Source organism: Rhodobacter sp. 4.3.4, from assembly GCF_058724655.1.
The window spans coordinates 75,684-98,746 of sequence record NZ_CM178967.1 but is presented as its reverse complement, the minus strand read 5'-3'; the positions used below and the strand labels follow the sequence as shown (position 1 = coordinate 98,746).

Genomic DNA, 23,063 nt, shown 5'->3' with positions numbered 1-23,063 from the left:
GGCGCCAAGCATAGGCGGAACCGCAGAACAGGTAAACCTTTGGTTCTTCTGAGGATACGATCGGGTCTAAAGCCAGCCGCCGCGCGACATCAGGCCCAGCGCCTCCAGCTGCCGCCAGCTTTCAAGCCGCGTCGACCGCGGGGTCCAGAAATCGGGCGAGGTCATCAGCCGGTCGTAATAGCTGTCGAAAATCTCGGGGCGGCCGAAATGCTCGCGACGTTGCTTTTCCTCGGCGGCCTTGCGCACCACTTCGGGCAGGAATTTCGTGTGCAGAAGCAGGCCCGAAATCGCCTCGCCGCCCATCTGGTCATAGACCTCGTTCAGCCGCGGCGGCAGGATCGAATGGGTGGAATTGAGATAGACCCAGTGCCGGTTCCAGCGCACCAGCGGGATCTTGGACAGGGTCGGCGCATGCCGGGGCCGGTCGGCAAAGAACATCCGCGCCCGCGGACCGCCCTGCAGCCAAAGCGCTTTCGTGCGCGCTTGCCGGGTGATCGTGTAATTGCCCGCATCGAACCAGTGCAGGATCCGCAAGGGATCGTCGCCCGGAAGGTAGCTTTGCGCCTGCACCGGGCCCTTGGGGTAAAGTTCCAGCATCATCGCCGGAAACACCCGCTGACCGGAGCGGTCCAGCCAGTCGGTCAGCGCCGCAAGCGGGCGGGTGTCGTGATGCGGATAGATCAGCAGCTCGTCGGCATCGACGGTCAGACACCAGTGGTCATGGCCGTGGCGGAACATCAGCCAGGTCAGCCAATCCAGCCCGAAGCGGTGCAGCCGATAGCTGGAGCCGGTCTGCCACAGCGAGACATCGGGCTGCGCGGCAAGCAGATCGGGGCTGCCGTCGGTGCTCATGTTGTCCACGATCAGGAAATGATCGACGCCCAGCCGCCGGTAGTGATCAAGGAAATGCGGCAGCCGCTGCCCCTCGTTGCGGACCGCGGCAAAGAGCAGGATATCACCGCGGCGGATGGCCCGGGTGCGATCCTGCAGCGCGGTCAGACGGCGGCGGCGGCGCAAGGCGCGCGCCAGCAGATAGCGGCGTCTCAGCCGCCAGCGATAGGCCTGCCACAGCTTTGACCAAAGCGCCATCTTGCCCCCATTCGGGGGTTATCTTTCATAATGTCCGCTTTGATGCCAGCGCCATGCATCGGCGATCATCGTCGTCAGGTCGCTGCGTTTGGGCACCCAGCCCAGATCGCGGATCGCCTTGGTCGAGCCCGAGACCAGCACCGCGGCATCGCCCGGACGGCGCGCGCCCTCGACAATCGGCACTTCGCGGTTGGTCACCGCCTTTGATTGCGCGATCACCTCGCGCACCGAAAAGCCGGTGCCAGAGCCCAGACAGAACACTTCCGAGCCCTTGCCCGCCTGCAGCCATTGCAGCCCCAGCACATGGGCATCGACCAGATCGGAGACATGGACGTAATCGCGAATGCAGGTGCCGTCCCTGGTCGGGTAATCCGCGCCGTAAACGGTCAGCGCCGGGCGCTTGCCGTCGATCGCATCCAGCATCAGGGGCACCAGATGCGTTTCGGGGCGGTGGAATTCGCCCACTTCCCCCTCCGGATCGGCGCCCGCGACGTTGAAATAGCGGAAGATCACCGAGCGCAGGCCGTGGCTGGCCCCGAAATCGCGCAGGATCATCTCGATCGCCTGTTTCGAGCCGCCATAGGCGTTGATCGGCGCCTGGGAGGTGGTCTCGTCCAGCACCACCCCGTCCTGATCGCCATAGGTGGCGCAGGTCGAGGAAAAGACGAAATCAAGGCAGCCCGCGGCGCAGGCCGCCTCGATCAGGGTCAGCGAGGACAGCACGTTGTGGCGCCAGTACAGACCGGGGTTCTTCATCGACTCGCCGACAAGGCTGAGGGCGGCGAAATGCATCACCGCCACCGGCTGCCAGCGCGCAAAAACCGCATCCAGCCGCGCCCGGTCGGAGAGATCGCCCTCCTCGAGCGGGCCGAACTTGACCGCATCGCGCCAGCCGGTGACGAAGCTGTCGTAGGTCACCGGCACATAGCCCGCCCTTGCCAGCGCCTTGCAGGCGTGAGAGCCGATATAGCCGGCCCCCCCCGTCACCAGAACATGCTGCGCCATCGGTTACTGCGCCGCCGTCCGCATCGCCATGACATCGCCGAGGAAATCGGCGAATTCGTCGCGCAGATCCTCGCGCGCCAGACCGAAGGCCACCGTCGCCTGCAGGAACCCGGCCTTGGAGCCGCAGTCATAGCGCTGACCGCGGAAGCGGAAGCCGTAAACCGGTTCCCCGGCCTCGATCTCCTCGGCGATGGCGTCGGTGAGCTGGATTTCCCCGCCCGCGCCCTCTTTCTTCTTGTTCAGGTTCTGCATCACCCGCGGCGTCAGGATGTAGCGGCCGATCACCGCCAGGTTCGAGGGCGCCACCTCGGGGGCCGGCTTCTCGATCATGCCCTTGACCTTCACGAGCGAGCCCATGTCCTCGGCGATATCCAGAACACCATAGGACGAGGTTTTCTCATGCGGCACTTCCATCGCCGCAACGACGTTGCCGCCGGTCTCGTTATAGGCTTCCATCATCTGCTGCAGACAGGGCTTTTCCGCGGCGATCACGTCGTCGGTCAGAATGACGGCAAAGGGCTCGTTGCCGACCAGACGGCGGGCACACCAGACGGCATGGCCAAGCCCCATCGGCCGGTTCTGCCGCACATAGGCGATGGCGCCCGAATCCATGTTGGTGGCCTTGAGCGCTTCAAGCAGATCGGTCTTGCCCTTCTTGCGCAGCGAGGTTTCCAGCTCCGGCGCGTCGTCGAAGTAATCCTCCAGCGCCGACTTGCCGCGCGAGGTGACGAAGATGAATTCCTTGATCCCCGCCGCGCGGGCCTCGTCGATCGCATATTGAATGAGCGGGCGGTCGACCAGCGTCAGGATCTCTTTCGGGATCGACTTGGTGGCCGGAAGAAAGCGTGTGCCGAGGCCAGCGACCGGAAAAATCGCTTTCGTGACCTTGCGTTTCATAATGCACCTTTGTGTGTGTGGGCTGCTCGCGTGTCAGTTGGGGGCATAATCCACCCTTTTGAAGACCGGCTCAAGCTTCGCCTGTACGGAAGTTAACCGGGCGCCGGAAAAAGCAGGCGGTTTTTCGCCGCTGCGGAAACAACTCTCACGGCGCCGCGATGAATGTATCAGTCCTGCCCCATCGCGGCCATCATCGCCTCGATCTTCGGCACGTCCGAGGGGTTGTTCAGCTCCCAGAACTGCCGCCCGCGCGATTCGACCTCGACGCAAAGCACGCTCCGGCCGTTTTCCAAAAACCGCAGCTGTTCGAGCCCTTCGAGCGTTTCGAGCGGACCGACCGGCCAGGAGGGATAGGCCGCCAGCGTTTCGGGGCGATAGGCATAGACGCCGACGTGATGAAAGACCGGGGTCGGTTCCTCCGCGCCATAACTCTTGCCGGTGAAGGGGATCACTTCCTTGGAGAAATAGATGCCGCGGTTGCCCGCACCGAAGACCGCAGTGGTGCCGCCGACGCGGCCGTTGCGGCGGTCTTCGATCAGCCCGGCCAGCATCGCGCCTTCGCAGCGCAGAACCGGCGTGGCCAGCTCTGCCCAGGGGTTGGCGATCAGCCCCGCCACCAGATCCTCGACGAACCAGGAAGGGGTCAGCGGCGCATCGCCCTGCAGGTTCACCACGATGTCATGGCCGCCGCCAAGAATGGCACAGGCCTCGGCCACCCGTTCGGTGCCATTGGCGCAGGCCGACGAGGTCATCACCACCTCGGCGCCGAAGCTTTCGGCCTCAAGGCGGATGCGGTCATCGTCGGTCGCCACCACCACGCGCGCGACGCCCTGCACGGCCTGCGCGGCCTCCCAGCTGCGCCGGATCAGCGTCTTTGCGGTGCCGGAGGCGCCTTTCAGCGCGACAAGCGGTTTGCCCGGATAGCGGCTCGAGGCGTAACGGGCGGGGATGACGACCAGAACCGACATCATTTCACCAGGATCACGCCGGGGGCATAGGCGATGAAGAACGGGTTGGCGAAACCGTCCTTGCCATAGGTGAAGGGGCCGTGATCGTCGAACCGCACCATCTCGCCGCCGGCCCCGCGCAGCACGGCATCGCCCGCCGCGGTATCCCATTCCATCGTCCGGCCCAGACGCGGGTAAAGATCGGCTTCCCCCGTCGCCACCAGACAGAATTTCAGCGACGAGCCCGCCGAGGTCATGTCGGCCACCGCATAGCGGGCGATGTACTCATCGGTCGCCGCATCGCGGTGCGATTTCGACGCCACCACCAGCAGCGCCCGGTTGTCGGGCACCGACACCATGATCGGTTTCTGCTCGCCCACGGTTTCCTTGTCGAACGCCCCCAGCTCCTCGACCGAACGGCCATCGGCCAGCGTGTAGAACAGCCGCCCCTTCGCGGGCGCATAGACGACGCCACGCAAGGGCACGCCGTCTTCGACATAGGCGATGTTGACGGTGAAATCGCCGCGGCGCTGCACGAATTCCTTGGTGCCATCCAGCGGATCAACGATCAGGAAGGTCTTGACGCTTTGGCCATGGCTTGCCGCCTGTTCCTCGGTCACCAGCGCGATCTGCGGAAAGGCTTCGGCCAGCCCTTCGGAGATCAGCGCATCGGCGGCCTCGTCCGCCTCGGTCACCGGCGAGGCATCGGATTTGGTCTTCACCGCGAAATCGGGAGAATCATAGATCTGCATGATCCGGTCGCCCGCCTCCAGCGCCAGACGGCGCATCACGCTCACAAGACGGTCAAAGTCCATCACTCTCTCCTGTCGGCCGCATTTCGGCCAGATTTCCATGCAATTTCGTTATCTTTATGATCGGCCCTCAACGGAACGGCAAGTTTTCCGGGGCAGAATTCGCGCAGTCCCCACGGCAGAGCCATGTTCAAAGCAGAACGCACGACCAGCACCCTCGGATCGACCTTCAACCTGCTGGAGCTGGTCTATCATGCCACGGTGCGCTCGATCCGCAAATCGCATGGCAATGCGATCCTGGGCCTGTTGCAGAACATGTTCCAGACCGTGATGCTCGTGGCGACATTCTACCTGATGTACACGATCCTTGGCATGCGCGGCAGCGCCGTGCGCGGGGATTTCATGCTCTACATCATGTCGGGCATCTTCCTGTACATGACCTATACCAAGGCGATGTCGGCGGTCTTCGGCTCCGAAGGGTCGTCCTCGGCGATGATGAAGCACGGGCCGATGACCACCGCGATCGCGATCTCGGCGGCGGCGCTGGGCGCGCTTTACACGCAGATGCTGTCAATGCTGGTGGTGCTTTATCTTTATCACGCCGCGATCAAACCGATCGAGATCCACGACTGGGCGGGCGCGATGGGGATGGTGATGCTCGGCTGGTTCTCGGGGGTGGCGCTGGGGATGGTGTTTCTGGCGGCAAAGCCCTGGAACCCGCAGCTGGTGGGGATGATCCAGCAGATTTATGGCCGGATCAACATGATCGCTTCCGGCAAGATGTTCCTCGCCAACACGCTGCCGCACAAGATGCTGATGTTGTTCAGCTGGAACCCGCTGTTTCACATCATAGATCAGGCGCGCGGCTATACTTTCATCAACTACAACCCGCATTTCTCGAACTGGGAATATGCTCTGAACGTCGCGCTGGTGCTTTTGGCGATCGGGCTGATGGGCGAGTTCTACACAAGGCAATATGCCTCGGCGAGCTGGTCGGCCAAGCACTGATCCGTCAGGCCTTGCGGATCGTGTCCCCGAACTGGATGACTGGCTGCAGCTCGACCGTCTCGCCCCCGACAGAGGTCTTGCCCGATTGCGCCGCGACGATCTCGGCCGCCTTGCGCCCGATCTCGCGCCGACAGGCATCCATCGTCGCCAGCCGCCGCGGCAGCCCCTCAAGCAGCTCGACCCCGTTGAACCCGGCCAGACCCAGCCTGCCAGGCACATCAAAGCCCTTTTCCAGGCAGTAAAGCAGCCCGCCTGCGCCGATCATGTCATTGGAATAATAAAGGAAATCGGTTTCCGGGCTGCGCGCCAGAAGCGCCGCGGTCATCTCGCGCCCCTTCAGAAGCGCCGAGCCGCCGGAATAGAATTCAGTGTCATGCAGCGCGATCCCCGCCTGCGCCAGCCCTTCGGAAAAGCCCTCCAGCCGTTTGCGGGCGCGATGATCCTCGGGCATCTTGGTGCCCAGAAAACCGATCTTGCGATAGCCCGCGGCGGCGATCGCCTGCGCCATCTGCAGCCCGGCGCGGCGATGCGAGATGCCGACGACGGAATCGACACCCTCGCCATCGACATCCATGATCTCGACCACCGGCACCCCGGCATTCTGCAGCATCGCCCGCGCCGTCGCGGTATGTTCGAGCCCGGCGATGATCACCCCCGAGGGCCGCCAGGACAGCATCTCGTAAAGGACGGTTTCTTCCTTTTCCGGGGAATAATCGGTGACGCCGACAACGGGCTGAAGCCCGGTATCCTCCAGCTCGGTCGAGATGCCCGAGAGCACCTCGGGAAAGACGAGGTTCGACAGCGACGGGATGATCACGCCGACCAGATTGACCCGTTGCGAGGCCAAGGCGCCCGCGATCTTGTTGGGCACATAGCCCAGCGTCCTGGCCGCTTCGAGCACCTTTTCCCGCGTCGCCTCGGACACGTCGCCGCGGTTGCGCAACACGCGGCTGACCGTCATTTCGGAAACCCCGGAAGCCTCGGAGACATCACGCAGGGTCAGGGGACGGCGGGAGTCGTTGGGCGAACGGGCCAAGGCGGGTCCTTTCCGTGGGAACGCTACCAGATAGCGTCAAACATTTCGCTTGTGCAAGTCGAAGCAGATCCGTATGTTAACGCTAACTGCGCGCTCCGGCCCGGTCCGACGCGCCTGTTGAACCTCGGCGGTGGTCCTCCTTCCTCAACCGCCGGAGGCACGAAAGGGGGAGCGGTGGGCCAATACGCTCCCCCTTTCCGCTTTCTCGGCGCGACTGATCGGCCCTGCGAAATCCCGCTCTTGTGACAGACGAGAAGATGGCCCTGCGCAGGGCGATGGACGGCGGCTTCAAACGCTGAAGGCCGAAGCGGAGCGCGATGGCGCTACCCTGCCCCGACCGCCACTTCACAGCTGCGGCAGGTCATCACCGCGCATTTCCCACAACAAACGGCAACGGAAGGTGGATTCGATCTGCGCGGCTTGTCACGGACTTGCGGGACCGCTCCTGCGCGGGCCAGACCCCGAAGGGAGTTCACAAGCTCTTTGGATTGTTCGGGAAAATGGTCGGAGCGAGAGGATTCGAACCTCCGACCCCCTGCTCCCGAAGCAGGTGCGCTACCAGGCTGCGCTACGCTCCGACCGTGTGGGGCGGGAGTTACCGAACCCCGAAGGTATTTGCAAGAGGTATTCGTGCGGCTATCTGCGCGTTCCCGCATTCAGGGCCCGTTGCAGGATCGAGGGCCGCGGCGTGGTGACGGTTTCGGTGCGGCCGCGGGTCCGCAGAACCGGGGTGTTTTGCGACACGTCGGCGGTGCTTTCGCGCCAGACGATGTAAAGCCCGGACAGAATCACCACCCCCGCGCCGACCAGCGTCCGGGTATCGACCGGCTCGTGAAACAGCACCCAGCCGAAGAACACCGCCCAGAGGATCTGCGAATATTGCATGGGCGCAACGATCACCGCCTCGCCCAGCCGATAGGCGAGGATGGAAAGAAAGGCCGCGACAAGGCCAAACAGCGCGACAATCGCCATCAGGCCAAGGTCATGCAGTTGCAAGGGCACCCAGACGAAGGGCAGCGCCGCCCCCATGGCGAGGAAGTTGCCCAGAAGCGGCGAGAGCAGCAGCACGACCGAGCGTTCCTCCTGGCCGATCTTGCGCACGATCACCGAGGCGAGCGCGCCGCAGAAGGCGGCGAAGACTGCGGCCAAATGCCCAAGGCCAAGTTCGGCCTGACCGGGCCGGACGACGATGATCACCCCGCACAGCCCGACGATGACCGCAGCCCAGCGATGCCAGCCGACGCGCTCGCCCAGGATCGGAATCGCCATGATCGTCAAAAGCAGCGGCATGGCGAACAAAAGCGGATAGACCTGCGCCAGCGGCAGATGCGCAAAGGCGTAAAAGGCGCTGACCGAGGTGGCGACCGTGGCCACCGCGCGCAAGATCACCCAGAACGGCCGCACCGGGCGCAGGCTGCCCGCGCGCGGATCGCGCAGCAGGATGACGGTGAGAAGCGGAAACGACAGCAGCGCGGCAAAGAAGATGATCTGCACCGCGGAATAGCTGTAGCCCAGCTGCTTCACCACCGCGTCATGCGTCGCATAGATCGCCATCGACAGAAGCCCCAGACCGGCCCCTTTCGCGTTCTGCTTGCCCGAATGCATGGATCTCCTCCGTACCGCCGACAATCGCGCCGAAATGTCGCGGATGCAAGCGCGGCCAATGAAAACGGCGCGAGGGGATTGCCCTCGCGCCGTCCTGTCGTCTGGTCGGAACCTCAGAGGCTGGCGGTCAGGGCCGCAAGGATCTTGTCGCCCATCTCGCTGGTCGAGACCGGCTGGCCGCCCTCGGGACCCATCAGATCGGCGGTGCGGACGCCATCGGCCAGCACTTTCTCGATCGCGCGCTCAAGCCGGGTCGCTTCCTCGCCCTGATCGAAGCTGTAGCGCAGCGCCATCGCGAAGGAGAGGATGCAGGCGATCGGGTTCGCCTTGCCCTGCCCCGCGATATCGGGCGCCGAGCCATGCACGGGCTCATACATCGCCTTCGGACGGCCATTCGCCATCGGCGCGCCAAGGCTGGCCGAGGGCAGCATGCCCAGCGAGCCGGTCAGCATCGCGGCGCAGTCGGACAGCACGTCGCCAAACAGGTTGTCGGTGACGATCACGTCGAACTGCTTCGGCCGCCGCACCAGCTGCATGGCGCCGTTGTCGGCATACATGTGGCTCAGTTCCACATCCGGGTATTCGTTGTCATGCACCCATTGCACTTCCTCGCGCCACAGGATGCCCGATTCCATGACGTTGGCCTTCTCCATCGAGCAGACCTTGTTGTTGCGGCGACGCGCCAGTTCAAAGGCCGAGCGGGCGACGCGGCGGATTTCCTCGGTGGTATAGACCTGGGTGTTGACGCCGACGCGCGAGCCGTCGGGCTGGGTGGTGATGCCGCGCGGCGTGCCGAAATAGACGCCCGAGGTGAGTTCGCGCACGATCATGATATCGAGACCGGCGACGACATCCTTTTTCAGCGAGGAGAAATCGGCCAGCGCATCGAAGCACTGCGCCGGGCGCAGGTTGGCGTAAAGGTCCATTTCCTTGCGCAGACGCAGAAGGCCGCGTTCCGGCTTCACCGAGAAATCGAGCACGTCATATTTCGGCCCGCCGACAGCGCCGAGCAGCACGGCATCGACTTCCTGCGCTTTCGCCATCGTCGCATCGGCCAGCGGCACGCCATGGACATCATAGGCGGCCCCGCCCACCAGGTCCTCGCTGACATCGAAGATCAGCCCGCGCTTGTCGCCAAACCACGAAATGATCTTCTTCACTTCGGCCATGACTTCGGGGCCGATGCCGTCACCGGCAAGGATGAGAATGGAAGGGTTTGCCATCATTTTCTCCAACGGAACAAGGGTTGCAAGCGGCCTAGCCGAGGGCCGGTGCCGGGTCAAGCGCGGGTCTCAGGGCAACGCCAGATCGACCCACACAAGACGGTGTTTGCCCGCCCGCGGATCGTCCAGCGTGCCCGCGGCCAGAACCTTCAGCCCGGCGGCGGGCAGGATGTAATCGACGCGCAACGGGCCGATGGTGCCGCCGAAATCGGCGGTGGCCAGCGGATGATCCGCGGGCGCATCGGGGCCGGTCGGGCGCGGATCTTGCAGCCGCGGATCGGCAAGAAGCTGGCGGATCACCGCGCGCTGGCCCGCGCCGCGGTCGGGATCAAGGTTGGCCAGGCCAAGGATCACGAAAGGCGCCACCGGCTTTTGCGGCAGAGCGCCATGCAGATACTGCAGCCAGAAGCCGGTCTCGTCCGCGTTGCGGCGGCCATTGCGATCCTCGGGCCCGTCAAAGACCGGCGGCGTCGCCGCATAGGCCCAAAGATGCAAGGCCCCTGCCCCGGCGCGGATCGGCACATCCCAGAACGCCGTCGTGGCAAGGCGCTGCACCGTCCCGGCACCGGGCGGAAGCTGCGCCCGCGGCAGGTGCGATCCGGGCAGATCCCGCCACAGGAAGGCCGAGAAATCCCGCGCCTGATCCGCCAGAATCGGCCGTTTCGAGAGCAGCGCCAGACCGTGCTGGCCGGTGAAGGCGCCGTAGCCCTGCGCATCGCGCGGCTCGGACAGCTGGCCGTTGCCGTCGATGTCGAAACCGGTGTCGATCCCGGTATTGGGCTGCGGCGCATGGGCAAAGGGGTAGTCGATCCCCTGCCCCGCCAAGGTTTGCTGCAGCGCCCGCAGCGCCTCGGAACGATAGTCCCAGTCAAGATCGGTGAGCAGCAGCACATCGGGATTGGCCGCCGCAATCAGATCGACGACGGCCGTGATCTGCGGATCATTTCCCTTTTGCAGCGCCGCCAGCAGCAGCCCCGGACCGGGCCGCGACAGGCCGGGGGAAAAGGTGGCCAGCCGCAGCGTCTCGGCCGCGGCGGGAAGACCGAGGCAAAGGGCGATCAGGCCGGATGCAACTCCGCAGCGCCAGAGATGCGCCGTTTTTCCTCGATCATGCGGGCCACCCGACCCATGGCGATGCCGCGCATGAGCAGGCTGGCGGGAAGGAAGGCCCATGCCGTCACCGTCCAGATCATCGTATGCGGCGCGTCCAGCGTCACCGGGGCAAAGCCCGCCGAGACCGCCTTGATCGCCGCCGGGATAAGGAAGGGCAAAAGGAAGCCCAGCGCAATGTTGAACCAGGCGTCGCGGCGCAGACGGTCGACCACGTCGCCGCCCGCGGTCGGATCGAAGGTCGGCAGGTTGACCCAGACGTTGAACCCCTGCCCCGAACTCGGCCAGCCCAGCACACGGATCATCACCACGAACACGCCCAGCGTGATCAGCGAGGTCATATAGGCGATGCCACCCGCGGTGCGGACGATCCCGATCTGCTCGGCCGAGGCGTCGTCGGGCAGCATCAGCACCAGAAGCCGCACCGGCGAATAGGGCAGGTCGAGCGCGCGCGCCACCGCCGAGCCCAGCACATCGACGAACAGCGTCAGCGTCGAGGGGTCGGTCCGGGCCAGCACCACCATCGACAGCAGACCCACCGTCACCACAAGCGACGCATAGCGGATGCGGTTGAGGGGCGGCGCGTCGCGGAATTCGATCAGCCCGGGATAGACCGAGGCATATTCGAAAAAGGTCAGGGCAGCGGCAAAGATCCCCACAAGGGCGACGATCTGGCCGGTGTCGTCGCTGACCGAGGGCAGCAACAGCGACGGCGTGGCAATCGCCACAAAGACCAGAATTGCTCGTACCAATGCGCCAAGATAACGTGCCACCACGATCCTGCCCTTTACCCTTACCAGTTCCGATGCTTTGCCGGGAACGTGCCAGTCGTTTCCGCCGATTGTGGCGTATTGCCTCATTCTTGCCATGAAATTGCCCTGTTTCACCCGAGGTGGCAACCAGTGCTTTAACGTCTGGGTCAATAATCGGACGTTTTCTGGGAAGAACCAGTGCGCGAATGCATCAATTTTGGCGCAAAAATAAGGCCGCCCAGTGGGCGGCCCTGCATCTTGTGTTTCAGGGGCCGGGCCCCACTAACGGCTTCAGACCCAGGGACGGGCCTGCGCCGATTGCGATTCGAAGCTGTCGATCGCGGCGGCCTTTTCCAGCGTCAGGCCGATGTCATCCAGCCCGTTAAGCAGGCAGTGCTTCTTGAAGGCATCGACCTCGAATTTGATCACCTGACCGTCCGAGGTGGTGATTTCCTGCGCCTCAAGATCGACCGTCATCCGGGCATTCTCGCCGCGGTCGGCATCCTTCATCAGCACATCGACCTGCTCTTGCGGCAGCACGATCGGCAGCATCCCGTTCTTGAACGCGTTGTTGAAGAAGATATCCGCGAACGAGGTCGAGACGATCACCTTGATGCCGAAATCCGCGAGCGCCCAGGGGGCGTGTTCGCGCGAGGAGCCGCAGCCGAAATTGTCGCCCGCGATCAGGATTTCCGTCTTGCGGTATTGCGGCTTGTTGAGCACGAAATCCGGGATCTCGTTGCCCGCACGGTCATAGCGCATCTCGTCGAAGGCATGCACGCCAAGGCCGGTGCGCTTGATCGTTTTGAGAAACCCCTTCGGGATGATCATGTCCGTGTCGATATTGACAAGCGGCATGGGGGCGGCAATGCCGGTGAACTTTTCGAACTTCTTCATGGCTTTGTCCCCTCAGATCAGTTCACGGACATCGGTCAGGTGGCCGGTCAGCGCCGCGGCGGCGGCCATTTCCGGGCTGACCAGATGGGTGCGGCCCTTGTAGCCCTGACGGCCCTCGAAATTGCGGTTCGAGGTCGAGGCGCAGCGCTCATATTCGCCCAGCTGGTCGGGGTTCATCGCAAGGCACATCGAGCAGCCGGCCAGACGCCATTCAAAGCCCGCATCGATGAAGATCTGCGCGATGCCCTCTTCCTCGGCCTGATGGCGGACCAGACCCGAGCCCGGAACCACCATCGCCCGCATGCCCGGCTTGATCTTCTTGCCTTCAACGATCTTCGCCGCGGCGCGCAGGTCTTCGATGCGGCCGTTGGTGCAAGAGCCGATGAAGACCGTGTCGATGGCGATGTCGGTCAGTTTCTGACCCGGGGTCAGGCCCATGTAGTCGAGCGAACGCCGCACAGCCTCGACCTTGCCGCCGGTGAAATCCTCGGGTGCGGGGACCACGGCCGAGATCGGCAGCACGTCCTCGGGGCTGGTGCCCCAGGTGACGACGGGCTCGATATCCTCGCCGCGGATCGTCACGACCTTGTCGAAATGCGCGCCTTCATCGGTGAAGAGGGTCTTCCACCAGGCCAGCGCGGCTTCAAACTGCGCGCCTTTCGGGGCATGGGCACGACCTTTCACATACTCGAAGGTCGTCTCATCCGGCGCGATCAGACCGGCACGGGCGCCGCCCTCGATTGCCATGTTGCAGACCGTCATCCGGCCTTCCATCGACAGCGAGCGGATCGCCTCGCCGCAATATTCGATCACATGGCCGGTGCCGCCCGCGGTGCCGGTCAGGCCGATCACCGCCAGCGTGATATCCTTGGCAGTCACGCCCGGACGCAGCTTGCCGGTGATTTCCACCTTCATGTTCTTCGATTTCTTCTGGATCAGCGTCTGCGTCGCCAGAACATGTTCGACTTCCGAAGTGCCGATCCCATGCGCCAGCGCGCCAAAGGCGCCATGCGTCGCGGTGTGGCTGTCACCGCAAACGACGGTCATGCCCGGCAGCGTCCAGCCCTGTTCCGGGCCGACGATATGCACGATGCCCTGACGGATGTCGGTCACCGGATAGTAGTGAATGCCGAAATCGCGGGCGTTCTTGTCCAGCGCCTCGACCTGAATCCGGCTTTCCTCGTTTTCGATATGCTTGTCACGGCCCTCGGTGGTGGGGACGTTGTGATCCGGCACGGCGATGGTCTTTTCCGGGCAACGGACCTTGCGACCGGCCAGGCGCAGGCCTTCGAAGGCCTGGGGGCTGGTCACTTCATGGACCAGATGGCGGTCGATATAAAGCAGGCAGGTGCCATCGGCGTCTTCACTGACGACATGGGCATCCCAGATCTTGTCATAAAGGGTCTTCGGAGCGGACATGGCTCTCTCTTTGGATAGCTGAGGAAGATCTTGGCCGGAACGGCCGGGCGGACAGGGCGAAGCCCCCGCGGCCAACGTCAAAGTCGGGCGAGGATGGAACGGCTTTCGCCGTAAAAGCGTTCCCGAAGCCGGGCGCGATCGTCCATGTCGAAAATGCGGATCATGGCCGCGATATAGGCCAAGGCGGGTCTTGACGCAAGGAAATTGGCCGCGATGTCACACCCTTTGCCAAGGCTTCAGCAATTCTGTCGCCCATCGGTTGAGATTTCGCCCCCGCGATGTTAGGTTTGGCTTCGACCTGGCGCCCGGGGTGAGTGGCGTGTGGAGTTTCGGAGGACAATGTCCTGTCTCATCTCAATGCCGCGCCCGTCGCTTCGGGTGCACCGGTGGCAGCCATGACCATGAATGTCACGGATGCCGAAACGAGCGATCAGGTACTGGCGCTCGTGCTGTATTCGCTGGACGACGACAAGGCGGAGGATATCGTTTCGATCGACCTGCGCGGTCGGTCCTCGATTGCCGATCACATGGTGATCTGCTCGGGCCGGTCGTCGCGTCAGGTCGGCGCCATCGCCGAAAAGTTGACCGAACGGCTGAAGGAAGCCTTTGGCCGCAGCTGCAAGATCGAGGGCAAGGATCAGGGCGACTGGGTTCTGATCGACGCCACCGATGTGATCGTGCATGTCTTCCGCCCGGAAGTGCGCGAATTCTATCAGCTGGAAAAGATGTGGATGCCGACCGGCGCCAAGGTCTGATCGGCGCATGAAGGTCAGCATCTGCGCGGTGGGCAAGCTGCGCAAGGGCCCCGAGCTGGATCTGATCACCGATTATCTGGACCGCTTCGGCAAGGCCGGGCGGTCCTTTGGTCTTGGCCCGGCCACGATCCTTGAGATCGAGGACAAGCGCAATCTGGGCATGGAGGCCGAGGCGGTTCTGCTGGAACGTGCGATCCCGGCCGGATCGGTGCTGGTGACGCTGGACGAGCGGGGGGATCTGGTCTCCTCGCCCGAATTTGCGGCGCGGCTGGGCGGCTGGCGCGATGCCGCGCGCGATGTGACGTTCGTCATCGGCGGCGCCGACGGGATCGCCCCTGCGCTGCGGGCGAAGGCGGACTGGTCCTTGTCCTTCGGCAAGATGGTCTGGCCGCATATGCTGGTGCGGGTGATGCTGGCCGAACAGCTGTACCGCGCCGGGCAGATTCTGGCGGGCACGCCCTATCACCGGGTCTGATCCCGCCGAACTTGCCGTTTCGGCCGGGGCAGCGTAGGAAGGGGCAAATTCGTTCAGGAGGCGCTCATGACCCGTCCGAAACCCGTTGTTCTGTGCATTCTCGATGGCTGGGGCGAGCGCGCCGAGACCGAGGGCAACGCGCCGAAACTGGCCCATACGCCGAACCTTGACCGGGTTTTCGCCAGCTGTCCGAAAGCGACACTGATCACCCATGGCAATGATGTCGGCCTGCCGACCGGGCAGATGGGCAATTCGGAAGTCGGGCATACCAACATTGGCGCCGGGCGTGTCGTCGCGATGGATCTGGGGCAGATCGATCTGGCAATCGAGGATGGCAGCTTCTTCACGAATGCGCCGATCCTTGAATTCATTGAAAAAGTGAAGACCGCCGGGGGCCGGGCGCATCTGATGGGCGTGGTCTCCGATGGCGGCGTGCATGGCCATATCGAACACGTTCTGGCGGCTTGCCGGATGATTGCCGGGGCAGGGGTTCCGGTCGTGCTGCATGCGATCACCGATGGTCGCGACGTCGCCCCGGATTCCGCGGCGCGCTTTGTCGACGATCTTTGCGCACGCCTGCCCGCGGGTTGCAGCGTTGCCACCGTCATCGGCCGCTACTGGGCGATGGACCGCGACAACCGCTGGGACCGGGTGGGCCTGGCCTTTGACGCCATGGTGAAAGGGCAGGGGTTCAGCGCCGCAACGCCCGCCGAGGCCGTCGCGCAAAGCTACGCCAAGGGCGAGATGGACGAATTCATTAAGCCGACCGTCATCGCGGGCTATACCGGCACGGCGGATCATGACGGCTTCTTCTGCCTCAACTTCCGGGCCGACCGGGCGCGGGAGATCCTGCGCACTTTGGGCGAGCCGGACTTTGCGGAATTCGACGTTTCCGCCCGGCCGCAATGGTCGGCGATGCTGGGGATGGTCGAATATTCGATCACCCACAACGCCTATATGACCGCCGCTTACCCCAAGCGCGATATCGTCAACACCTTGGGCGAATGGGTTTCGAAACAAGGGCTTACCCAGTTCCATCTGGCCGAGACCGAGAAATATCCGCATGTGACCTTCTTCCTCAACGGCGGCAAGGAAGCGCCCTGGGCGGGCGAGGATCGCTACATGCCGAAATCGCCGAAAGTGGCGACCTATGACCTGCAGCCCGAGATGTCGGCGCCCGAAGTCACCGACAAATTCGTCGAGGCGATCGAGAAGGGCTATGACCTGATCGTGGTGAACTATGCCAACCCGGACATGGTCGGGCACACGGGCAGCCTGCCCGCCGCGATCAAGGCCTGCGAGGAGATCGACCGCGATCTGGGCCGCGTTCTGGCGGCACTGGACAAGGCCGGGGGCGCAATGATCATCACCGCCGATCACGGCAACTGCGAAACGATGATCGACCCGGTGACGGGCGGGCCGCATACGGCGCATACGACGAACCTGGTGCCGGTGGTGCTGGTCGGCGGCCCCGCGGGGGTTCGCCTGCATCCGGGGCGGCTTTCGGACCTTGCGCCGACGCTGCTGGACCTGATGCAGCTGCCCGTGCCGCCGGAAATGACCGGCAAGACGCTGATCGACAGATGATCCGTCAGGCGGTCCTTGCCCTTCTGCTTTCTGCCGGGGCGGCCTTGGCCAGCCCCGCCGGTGACGTGGCGCAAAAGGCCGCCGAGGATCTGCGCGGCGCGATCGAGGCCTTGGACGCGGCCCGGACCAAGGCCGACCGGGTGGCGGCACTGACGCGAACGATCTCGGCTTACGAAAAGGGCCTTGGCGCGCTGCGCGACGGGCTGCGCCGCGCCGCCGTGCGCGAAGCGGAAATCCGCGCGAAATTCGAGGCGAAACGCGAAGATATCGGCCGGTTGCTGGGCGTGATGAGCACGATGAGCGGCACCGAGGGGCCGTTGCTTCTGCTGCATCCCTCGGGGCCCTTGGGAACGGCGCGCTCGGGAATGATGCTGGGCGCGGTGACGCCCGCGCTGCAGGCCGAGGCGGAAAAGATGCGCGCCGATCTGATCGAGATCGAGGATCTGCGCGCGGTGCAGGGCAATGCGCAGAAGGTGCTGGAAACCGGGCTGGCCTCGGTGCAGGCGGCGCGGACGGAGCTGTCGAAGGCGGTGGCGGATCGCTCGAAACTGCCACGGCGCTACCTGGAAGAGCCCGAAGAGCTGCGCGAACTGGTGCAAAGCGTCGATACGCTGGAGGGCTTCGCCTCGGGTCTGGCCGATCTTGAAGGCGATATCGGCGCGCCGATGGAGGATTTCGCCGGCGCCAAGGGCAGCCTGCCGATGCCGGTTCTGGGCACCGTGCTACGCAAGTTCGACGAGGCCGATGCGGCGGGCATCCGCCGCCCGGGGCTGGTGGTGGCGACGGCGCCCGCGGCGCTGGTGACGACGCCCTGGCCCGCGACGATCCGCTATCGCGGCCCGCTTCTGGACTACGGAAATGTGATGATCCTCGAACCGGCGGAAGGCTATCTTCTTGTTCTGGCGGGGCTTGGCAGTGTCTATGGTGAGACCGGCGATGTGCTGGCCGCGGGGGCTCCGGTCGGGCTGATGGGCGGGCGCGAACCCGGAGCACAGGAATTCGGCGAGGATTTCCTGAAGAACGCGCAGATGGGGAGTGGCGCCGCGCGCTCGGAGACGCTTTATATCGAGTTGAGGAAGGGCAAGAAGCCCGTGGACCCCGCGCCATGGTTCACCCCGACGAAAGACCAGAACAAGGGCTGAAAATGAAGAAATTCGTCATTGCCGCACTGGGCGGAACGATCGCCGGGACGTTGCTCTCGGTGCAGGTGGCACCGCTGCTGGCGGAGGAGGCGGCGAAACCGGCTTCGGTCTATCAGGAGCTGGACCTGTTTGGCGACGTGTTCCGCCGCATCCGCGCCGATTACGTCGAACAGGTCGACGACAAGAAGCTGATCGAGGCGGCGATCAACGGCATGCTGTCCTCGCTTGATCCGCATTCGAGCTACATGCCCGCGGAAGAATATGACGACATGAAGGTGCAGACGCGCGGCTCTTTCGGCGGTCTGGGCATCGAAGTGACGATGGAGAATGGCGCGGTCAAGGTGGTCTCGCCGATGGATGGCACCCCGGCCTCGGCGGCGGGGATCCAGTCGGGCGATTTCATCACCCATGTGAATGGCGAAAGCCTGATGGGGCTGCCGCTGGATGATGCGGTGGACAAGATGCGCGGCCCGGTCGGCAGCGAAGTGACGCTGAAGATCGTGCGCGAAGGCAAGACCGAGCCCTTTGACGTGACGCTGACCCGCGACACGATCAAACTGACGGCGGTCAAGGGTCGGCTGGAGGCGAATACGGCGATCCTGCGCATCACCACCTTCAACGAACAGACCTACCCGAACCTGGAGGAAAGCCTGAAGAAGCTCGCCAAGGAAGCGGGCGGCATCGACAAGCTGAACGGCGTCGTGCTCGATCTGCGCAACAACCCGGGCGGGCTGCTGACCCAGGCGATCGCGGTCTCGGATGCTTTCCTCGACAAGGGCGAGATCGTGTCCACGCGCGGCCGCAAGCCCGAGGAGAGCGAGCGGTTCAACGCCACGCCGGGCGATCTGGCGCAGGGCAAGCCGATTGTCGTTCTGATCAACGGTGGCTCGGCCTCGGCGTCGGAAATCGTCACCGGAGCGCTGCAGGATCATCACCGCGCCATCGTGGTGGGGACGAAGAGCTTCGGCAAGGGGTCTGTGCAGACGGTCATTCAGGTGCAGAACGACAGCGCGATGCGGCTGACCACCTCGCGCTATTACACGCCCTCGGGGCGGTCGATCCAGGCTTTGGGGATTGCGCCCGACATTGTCGTGCCGCAACCGCCCGTCACGCCCGAGACCGACAAGGCCGAGGATATGGCGGACACCCGGTCCGAAGCCGATCTGCGCGGCGTGCTGTCGAACGACTCGATGACCGAGGACGAAAAGAAACAGGCCGAGGACGAACGGGCCAAGGCTGAAGATGCTGCGAAGCTGCGGCTGGAGGATTTCCAGCTGGCTTACGGGATCGACATCATCAAGGGGCTGGCGGTCGCCGGTCAGACGCTGGTGCCGGTCGATGAACCGAAAGCCGCTGCGAAGCCGTAATCCTGGACTGGGGGCCGAAAGGCCCCCTTGCCACATGAGGACAAGATGACCCCCGAAGAGCTTGCCGCGCTGCCCTATCGCAAGAATGTCGGCCTTGTGCTGATCAACGCCGAAGGCCTGATCTTTGCCGGTCAGCGCATCGACAACCCGGGCCATGCCTGGCAGATGCCGCAAGGCGGCATTGACGCGGGCGAACGCCCGAAGGAAGCCGCGCTGCGCGAGTTGCAGGAGGAAACCGGGGTCCGCCCGGATCTGGTGGAAAAGATCGCCAAGACCGAGGATTGGCTGGTCTATGATCTGCCCGAAGAGCTGATCGGTACGATCTGGGGCGGGAAATATCGCGGCCAGAAGCAGAAATGGTTCCTGTTCCGCTTTCTGGGCCAGGACAGCGATGTGAACATCGCCACCGAGCATCCCGAATTTTCCGTCTGGCGTTGGATGGAACCGTCGGAACTGGTGGAAAAGATCGTGCCCTTCAAGCGCGCCGTCTATGAGCAGGTGTTCGACAGTTTTGCCGAACACCTGAAGAAATAGGCTCTGTTCCGTCAGAAATCGAGGCCAAGATCGAAGGTGCGCGCCGAATGGGTCAGCGCGCCCGAGGAGATGTAATCGACCCCGGTCGCGGCGACTTCGGCGATGCGCTCCAGCCGCATGTTGCCCGAGGCTTCGAGCACCACGCGGGATCTGGTCAGCGCCACCGCCGCGCGCAGGGTGGGCGTGTCCATGTTGTCGAGCAAGATCACGTCGGCGCCACCGATCGACAGCGCCTGTTCCAGTTGATCAAGGCTGTCGACCTCCAGTTCGACGCGCATCATGTGGCTGCGGGCGGCCTTGGCGGCCTCCAGCACGGCGCGGATGCCCCCTGCGGCGGCGATGTGGTTGTCCTTGATCAGGATCGCATCCGAAAGGCCAAAGCGGTGGTTCGAGCCACCGCCATGCGCCACCGCGGTTTTCTCAATCAGGCGCAGGCCGGGGGTGGTTTTCCGCGTGCAGGTGATCCGGGTCTTCGTGCCGCGGGTCTGGGCGACGAAACTGGCGGTCAGGCTGGCGATGCCGGTCATCCGGCCCGCGAAGTTCAGCGCGACGCGCTCGCCCATCAGGATCGAGGCGGCCGAGCCCGAAATCGTCATCAGGCATTGGCCCTTGCCGCAGGGATGGCCGTCGGCGACATGGGTCGTGACGACCAGCGCCGGATCGACCAGGCGGAAGGCAAGGGCGGCGACCTGCATGCCCGAGACCACACCGTCTTCGCGGGCATTCACCCGGGCCTCGTAGCGGGTGTCGGCCGGAACGACGGCGCGGGTGGTGACATCGCCCATCGGCGACAGATCCTCCATCAGCGCGGCGCGGATCACGGGTTCGAGCAGGAAATCGGGCAGGTTGGTCATTCTTCCTCCAGCGCGCGGGACCGGATTTCCAGCGCTTCGGTCAGGGTCAGAAAGCTGCGTTTGGCTTGAACAGGGTCTGTTTTCGGGAAATCCGACCGATAGTGACCGCCCCGGCTTTCGGTGCGGATCAGCGCCGCGGCGGCAATCAGCGTCGCGGTGGCGGTCATGTTGCGCAGCGCCTCGCGCTCGGCTTTCGCTTCGATTTCCGCAAGGGTGCGCAGCGCGGATTTCAGTCCCGCGGCATCGCGCACGACACCGACGCCATCGGTCATCGCCTGCCGCAACCGGGCCACGGCAGCCTCGTCCACCGGGGGACCGCCCGCGGGAAAGGACAGGGCAACGGCGTCAGCTTTTGTCAGCGGCACCGTTTCGGCAATGCCTTCGGCACAGATGCGCGCGAAGACGAGGGCTTCCAGAAGCCCGTTCGAGGCCAGCCGGTTGGCGCCATGCAGCCCGGTCGAGGAGGCCTCGCCGCAAACCCAGAGCCGATTCAGCGAGGATCGGCCGCGGTCATCGACCGCAATCCCGCCCATGTGATAATGCGCAGCGGCGGCCACCGGGATCGGCTGCAAAACAGGGTCTATTCCGGCTGAAAAGCAGGCTTCGGCCACGGCGGGAAAGCGTTTCGGCAGCTCGGCCCCCAGCACTTGCCGGGTGTCCAGAACCGGGTTCCGTCCCGCCTGCCGTTCCAGATAGACGGCGCGGGCAACGATATCGCGCGGCGCCAGTTCCGCATCGGGATGGATCGGAACCATGAACCGCTCGCCCCGGTCATTGAGCAGAACGGCGCCTTCGCCGCGCAGCGCCTCGGTCGCCAAGGGGGCGGGATCTTCGCCCGTGGCGATTGCCGTCGGGTGGAACTGCACGAATTCCGCATCGGCGATCCGCGCCCCCGCCCGGGCCGCCATGCCGATGACCTGACCGCGGATGCGCGGCGGATTGGTGGTGACGGCGAAAAGCCCGCCCGAGCCGCCCCCCGCCAGCAGCACCGCAGGGGTGCGAATCAGCACGCGGCCGGTCGAGGCGGCGGCGGATTCGACCCAAAGACCGGTGACGCTGCCATTTTCGACCTCAAGCCGCGTCGCGATCACGCCCTCGATCACCTGCACCGACGGGCAAGCCCGCACCGCGGCAATCAGCGTCTGCATGATTTCGTGACCTGCCTGATCGCCCTTGACCCGCACGACACGGGGGCGGGAATGCGCCGCCTCCCGCGACATCACGTAATCGCCCCGCGCGTCACGGTCGAAAGGAGCGCCCAAGGCGGTCAGATCCAGAATGCGGTCCCGGGCCTCATGCGTCACCAGCCGGGCGATGGCGGCATCGACCGTGCCGGCCCCCGCGGTTTCGGTGTCTTTCGCGTGATCCTCGGCGCTGTCGGGGGGGGCCATGGCGGCGGCGACACCGCCCTGCGCCCAGGCCGAGGAGGCGCCTTCGCCCAGGCTTTCGGGCGAGATCACCAGAACCGGATGCGGCGCCAGTTTCAGCGCCGCGTAAAGCGCACCAAGCCCCGCGCCGACGATGACGACGCGCGGGGTTTCGATCACCGGATCGCTCACCGGGCCAGCTTCCGCGACAGGTCGATCATGCGTTCGACCGCAAGGCGGGCCTTGTCGGCCACAGCGGGGTCGACGGTGACCTCTTCGGTGCCGGTGTGCAGCGACCACAGGATCTTTTCCAGCGTGATCATCTTCATGTAGGGGCACATGTTGCAGGGCCCCAGAAATTCGACTGAGGGCAGGGCGTCAGCGATGTTCGAGGCCATCGAGCATTCGGTGACCAGCATCACCTGCGCCGGTTTTTCGCGGGTCACGAAATCGATCATCCCGGCGGTCGAGCCGGAGAAATCCGCCTCGGCCACCACATCGGGCGGGCATTCCGGGTGGGCGATGATCTTCGTGCCGGGGTGCCAAGCGCGGAAATCGCGCAGGTCTTGCGGCGTGTATTGTTCATGCACGATGCAGGAGCCCGCCCACCAGACGACGTTTTTCTGCGGCACGGCTTTCGCCACGTTCTGCGCCAGATACTGGTCGGGCGTCATGATGATCGTGTGTTCGGGCAGGGCCGCCACGATCTGCGCCGCATTGGCCGAGGTGCAGCAGATGTCCGAGGCGGCTTTGACCGCTGCCGTGGTGTTGACATAGCTGACCACCGGCGCGCCGGGATATTTCACCCGCATCTGCGCGATGCCCTCGGGCGTGATGCTTTCGGCCAGCGAACAGCCCGCCTGACCATCGGGGATCAGCACGCGCTTGGCCGGGTTCAGGATCTTCGAAGTCTCGGCCATGAAATGCACGCCGCATTGCACGATCGTCTCGGCCTCGACCTTGGTCGCCTCGATCGCCAGCTGCAGGCTGTCGCCCACGACATCGGCGACGCCGTGATAAATCTCGGGCGTCATGTAGTTATGCGCCAGGATCACCGCGTTCTTTTCGCGCTTGAGCCGGTTGATCGCGCGGATATAGGGCGCGTGGCGGGCGAAATCGGGCAGGGGAATCACGCGGTCCATGCGGGCGTGAATATCGGCCATCTCTTGCGCCAGCGTCAGCGAGGGCGCCAGATCATAGGCCTCGGCCAGAGCAGCGCGCATCGTAGCGAAGTCCAGCATG

General features: G+C 64.5%; 22 protein-coding genes and 1 tRNA gene. 7 read left to right on the top strand and 16 right to left on the bottom strand.

Translation table 11 applies throughout. From position 1 onward, the window contains the following. Positions 1–66 precede the first annotated feature (66 nt). The 5 genes from AC4PTB_RS00450 to cysQ form a co-directional block, all read right to left on the bottom strand. Positions 67–1,089 (bottom strand): glycosyltransferase family 2 protein, encoded by a 1,023-nt coding sequence (locus AC4PTB_RS00450; protein ID WP_492191177.1) that lies wholly within the window; start codon positions 1,087–1,089, stop codon positions 67–69. A gap of 18 nt (positions 1,090–1,107) precedes the next feature. Continuing rightward, on the bottom strand, positions 1,108–2,094 hold the full coding sequence (gene galE, locus AC4PTB_RS00445) for a UDP-glucose 4-epimerase GalE (protein WP_492191176.1): 987 nt from the start codon (positions 2,092–2,094) through the stop codon (positions 1,108–1,110). 3 nt (positions 2,095–2,097) lie between these two features. Then, a complete protein-coding gene (gene galU, locus AC4PTB_RS00440; RefSeq protein ID WP_492191175.1) occupies positions 2,098–2,991 on the bottom strand; it encodes a UTP--glucose-1-phosphate uridylyltransferase GalU in 894 nt (297 codons plus the stop codon). 167 nt (positions 2,992–3,158) lie between these two features. Then, complete coding sequence (locus tag AC4PTB_RS00435) at positions 3,159–3,959, bottom strand: 3-deoxy-manno-octulosonate cytidylyltransferase (RefSeq protein WP_492192658.1); 801 nt, start codon at positions 3,957–3,959, stop codon at positions 3,159–3,161. Further along, positions 3,959–4,753, bottom strand: a complete 795-nt coding sequence (gene cysQ, locus AC4PTB_RS00430) for a 3'(2'),5'-bisphosphate nucleotidase CysQ (RefSeq protein ID WP_492191174.1) — start codon at positions 4,751–4,753, stop codon at positions 3,959–3,961. The genes AC4PTB_RS00435 and cysQ overlap by 1 nt, the downstream gene beginning before the upstream one ends. Positions 4,754–4,876: 123 nt before the next feature. On the opposite strand from cysQ, the gene AC4PTB_RS00425 reads away from it, so the two are divergent. Beyond that, entirely contained in the window at positions 4,877–5,698 is an 822-nt protein-coding gene (locus AC4PTB_RS00425) for an ABC transporter permease (protein WP_492191173.1), read from the top strand. 4 nt (positions 5,699–5,702) lie between these two features. On the opposite strand, the gene AC4PTB_RS00420 is transcribed toward AC4PTB_RS00425, so the two are convergent. From AC4PTB_RS00420 to leuC, 8 genes are all read right to left on the bottom strand, one after another. Beyond that, positions 5,703–6,734 (bottom strand): LacI family DNA-binding transcriptional regulator, encoded by a 1,032-nt coding sequence (locus AC4PTB_RS00420; protein ID WP_492191172.1) that lies wholly within the window; start codon positions 6,732–6,734, stop codon positions 5,703–5,705. Positions 6,735–7,235: 501 nt separating this feature from the next. Beyond that, a tRNA-Pro gene (locus tag AC4PTB_RS00415) sits at positions 7,236–7,312 on the bottom strand. 58 nt (positions 7,313–7,370) lie between these two features. Continuing rightward, positions 7,371–8,339: a DMT family transporter gene (locus tag AC4PTB_RS00410; protein WP_492191171.1), complete on the bottom strand. Its 969-nt coding sequence runs from the start codon at positions 8,337–8,339 to the stop codon at positions 7,371–7,373. Positions 8,340–8,452: 113 nt separating this feature from the next. Further along, positions 8,453–9,562 carry a 3-isopropylmalate dehydrogenase gene (leuB, locus tag AC4PTB_RS00405; RefSeq protein WP_492191170.1) on the bottom strand — a complete coding sequence of 370 codons (1,110 nt, stop codon included), beginning with the start codon at positions 9,560–9,562 and terminating at the stop codon, positions 8,453–8,455. 69 nt (positions 9,563–9,631) lie between these two features. Beyond that, positions 9,632–10,735: an endonuclease/exonuclease/phosphatase family protein gene (locus tag AC4PTB_RS00400; protein WP_492191169.1), complete on the bottom strand. Its 1,104-nt coding sequence runs from the start codon at positions 10,733–10,735 to the stop codon at positions 9,632–9,634. Continuing rightward, the gene (locus AC4PTB_RS00395) at positions 10,621–11,448 is read right to left on the bottom strand and encodes a hypothetical protein (RefSeq protein WP_492191168.1); all 828 of its coding nucleotides are present in this window, start codon (positions 11,446–11,448) and stop codon (positions 10,621–10,623) included. Before AC4PTB_RS00395 ends, AC4PTB_RS00400 begins: the two co-directional genes overlap by 115 nt. Before the next feature lie 267 nt (positions 11,449–11,715). Next, positions 11,716–12,321 (bottom strand): 3-isopropylmalate dehydratase small subunit, encoded by a 606-nt coding sequence (gene leuD, locus AC4PTB_RS00390; protein WP_492191167.1) that lies wholly within the window; start codon positions 12,319–12,321, stop codon positions 11,716–11,718. 12 nt (positions 12,322–12,333) lie between these two features. After that, a complete protein-coding gene (leuC, locus tag AC4PTB_RS00385) occupies positions 12,334–13,740 on the bottom strand; it encodes a 3-isopropylmalate dehydratase large subunit (protein ID WP_492191166.1) in 1,407 nt (468 codons plus the stop codon). A gap of 401 nt (positions 13,741–14,141) precedes the next feature. Between leuC and rsfS the strand changes: the two genes are divergently transcribed. The 6 genes from rsfS to AC4PTB_RS00355 all read left to right on the top strand — a co-directional run bounded on the left by rsfS (position 14,142) and on the right by AC4PTB_RS00355 (position 19,600). After that, complete coding sequence (gene rsfS, locus AC4PTB_RS00380; protein WP_492192657.1) at positions 14,142–14,495, top strand: ribosome silencing factor; 354 nt, start codon at positions 14,142–14,144, stop codon at positions 14,493–14,495. A gap of 7 nt (positions 14,496–14,502) precedes the next feature. Then, positions 14,503–14,970, top strand: a complete 468-nt coding sequence (gene rlmH / locus AC4PTB_RS00375) for a 23S rRNA (pseudouridine(1915)-N(3))-methyltransferase RlmH (RefSeq protein ID WP_492191165.1) — start codon at positions 14,503–14,505, stop codon at positions 14,968–14,970. A gap of 66 nt (positions 14,971–15,036) precedes the next feature. Continuing rightward, positions 15,037–16,557: a 2,3-bisphosphoglycerate-independent phosphoglycerate mutase gene (gene gpmI, locus AC4PTB_RS00370; RefSeq protein WP_492191164.1), complete on the top strand. Its 1,521-nt coding sequence runs from the start codon at positions 15,037–15,039 to the stop codon at positions 16,555–16,557. Then, the gene (locus tag AC4PTB_RS00365) at positions 16,554–17,699 is read left to right on the top strand and encodes a murein hydrolase activator EnvC family protein (RefSeq protein WP_492191163.1); all 1,146 of its coding nucleotides are present in this window, start codon (positions 16,554–16,556) and stop codon (positions 17,697–17,699) included. Before gpmI ends, AC4PTB_RS00365 begins: the two co-directional genes overlap by 4 nt. Before the next feature lie 2 nt (positions 17,700–17,701). Beyond that, the gene (locus tag AC4PTB_RS00360) at positions 17,702–19,066 is read left to right on the top strand and encodes a S41 family peptidase (protein ID WP_492191162.1); all 1,365 of its coding nucleotides are present in this window, start codon (positions 17,702–17,704) and stop codon (positions 19,064–19,066) included. Between the two features lie 45 nt (positions 19,067–19,111). Then, positions 19,112–19,600 carry an RNA pyrophosphohydrolase gene (locus tag AC4PTB_RS00355; protein ID WP_492191161.1) on the top strand — a complete coding sequence of 163 codons (489 nt, stop codon included), beginning with the start codon at positions 19,112–19,114 and terminating at the stop codon, positions 19,598–19,600. Positions 19,601–19,611: 11 nt separating this feature from the next. Here the strand turns inward: AC4PTB_RS00355 and nadC are convergent, their stop codons facing one another. The 3 genes from nadC to nadA are packed head-to-tail and all read right to left on the bottom strand — an operon-like array spanning position 19,612 to position 23,062. Then, positions 19,612–20,454, bottom strand: coding sequence for a carboxylating nicotinate-nucleotide diphosphorylase (gene nadC / locus AC4PTB_RS00350; RefSeq protein WP_492191160.1), 843 nt, complete (start codon positions 20,452–20,454; stop codon positions 19,612–19,614). Then, positions 20,451–22,001 (bottom strand): L-aspartate oxidase, encoded by a 1,551-nt coding sequence (locus AC4PTB_RS00345; RefSeq protein WP_492192656.1) that lies wholly within the window; start codon positions 21,999–22,001, stop codon positions 20,451–20,453. The genes nadC and AC4PTB_RS00345 overlap by 4 nt, the downstream gene beginning before the upstream one ends. A gap of 8 nt (positions 22,002–22,009) precedes the next feature. Further along, positions 22,010–23,062, bottom strand: a complete 1,053-nt coding sequence (nadA, locus tag AC4PTB_RS00340; protein WP_492191159.1) for a quinolinate synthase NadA — start codon at positions 23,060–23,062, stop codon at positions 22,010–22,012. Position 23,063: the final 1 nt, after the last annotated feature.

What these genes read in the sequence shown, in the direction of transcription:
- AC4PTB_RS00450 (WP_492191177.1), bottom strand. Translation starts at nt 1,089, where the DNA reads ATGGCGCTTTGGTCAAAGCTGTGGCAGGCCTATCGCTGGCGGCTGAGA.
- galE (WP_492191176.1), bottom strand. Translation starts at nt 2,094, where the DNA reads ATGGCGCAGCATGTTCTGGTGACGGGGGGGGCCGGCTATATCGGCTCT.
- galU (WP_492191175.1), bottom strand. Translation starts at nt 2,991, where the DNA reads ATGAAACGCAAGGTCACGAAAGCGATTTTTCCGGTCGCTGGCCTCGGC.
- AC4PTB_RS00435 (WP_492192658.1), bottom strand. Translation starts at nt 3,959, where the DNA reads ATGTCGGTTCTGGTCGTCATCCCCGCCCGTTACGCCTCGAGCCGCTAT.
- cysQ (WP_492191174.1), bottom strand. Translation starts at nt 4,753, where the DNA reads ATGGACTTTGACCGTCTTGTGAGCGTGATGCGCCGTCTGGCGCTGGAG.
- AC4PTB_RS00425 (WP_492191173.1), top strand. Translation starts at nt 4,877, where the DNA reads ATGTTCAAAGCAGAACGCACGACCAGCACCCTCGGATCGACCTTCAAC.
- AC4PTB_RS00410 (WP_492191171.1), bottom strand. Translation starts at nt 8,339, where the DNA reads ATGCATTCGGGCAAGCAGAACGCGAAAGGGGCCGGTCTGGGGCTTCTG.
- leuB (WP_492191170.1), bottom strand. Translation starts at nt 9,562, where the DNA reads ATGGCAAACCCTTCCATTCTCATCCTTGCCGGTGACGGCATCGGCCCC.
- AC4PTB_RS00400 (WP_492191169.1), bottom strand. Translation starts at nt 10,735, where the DNA reads ATGGGCCTTCCTTCCCGCCAGCCTGCTCATGCGCGGCATCGCCATGGG.
- leuD (WP_492191167.1), bottom strand. Translation starts at nt 12,321, where the DNA reads ATGAAGAAGTTCGAAAAGTTCACCGGCATTGCCGCCCCCATGCCGCTT.
- leuC (WP_492191166.1), bottom strand. Translation starts at nt 13,740, where the DNA reads ATGTCCGCTCCGAAGACCCTTTATGACAAGATCTGGGATGCCCATGTC.
- rsfS (WP_492192657.1), top strand. Translation starts at nt 14,142, where the DNA reads ATGAATGTCACGGATGCCGAAACGAGCGATCAGGTACTGGCGCTCGTG.
- rlmH (WP_492191165.1), top strand. Translation starts at nt 14,503, where the DNA reads ATGAAGGTCAGCATCTGCGCGGTGGGCAAGCTGCGCAAGGGCCCCGAG.
- gpmI (WP_492191164.1), top strand. Translation starts at nt 15,037, where the DNA reads ATGACCCGTCCGAAACCCGTTGTTCTGTGCATTCTCGATGGCTGGGGC.
- AC4PTB_RS00365 (WP_492191163.1), top strand. Translation starts at nt 16,554, where the DNA reads ATGATCCGTCAGGCGGTCCTTGCCCTTCTGCTTTCTGCCGGGGCGGCC.
- AC4PTB_RS00360 (WP_492191162.1), top strand. Translation starts at nt 17,702, where the DNA reads ATGAAGAAATTCGTCATTGCCGCACTGGGCGGAACGATCGCCGGGACG.
- AC4PTB_RS00355 (WP_492191161.1), top strand. Translation starts at nt 19,112, where the DNA reads ATGACCCCCGAAGAGCTTGCCGCGCTGCCCTATCGCAAGAATGTCGGC.
- nadC (WP_492191160.1), bottom strand. Translation starts at nt 20,454, where the DNA reads ATGACCAACCTGCCCGATTTCCTGCTCGAACCCGTGATCCGCGCCGCG.
- nadA (WP_492191159.1), bottom strand. Translation starts at nt 23,062, where the DNA reads ATGCTGGACTTCGCTACGATGCGCGCTGCTCTGGCCGAGGCCTATGAT.